Annotated in this window: 1 protein-coding gene; it reads left to right on the forward strand. The window is 33.5% G+C overall.

All coding sequences use genetic code 11. The annotated features are described in order from the left end of the window. Positions 1–236 (forward strand): hypothetical protein (locus tag SB749_RS20870; RefSeq protein WP_410711999.1); only part of this gene is annotated, 236 nt, incomplete at both ends.

Consider the following 236-nt stretch of genomic DNA (forward strand, 5'->3'; position numbering starts at 1 on the left):
CGTTTTATTTGAGTAAATATTCAGGGGTTCCTTTCGTTGTTTCTGTACGTGGTGGTAGTGATTTAAATAACATAAAAAGGTTGAAGGATTGTGAACCATTATTTAAAAAAGTTTTTGCCCGTGCAAAGCATATATTTTGGGTTAGTCCTTGGGCAAAAAAGCTTATGTATAAAATAGCAAAAGCAGAGACTCCTTCTAGCAAGCTTCCTAACATATGTGAGATAGATCATATTATT

This window comes from Brevibacterium sp. SIMBA_078, assembly GCF_046534565.1.
Taxonomy (GTDB): Bacteria; Actinomycetota; Actinomycetes; order Actinomycetales; family Brevibacteriaceae; genus Brevibacterium.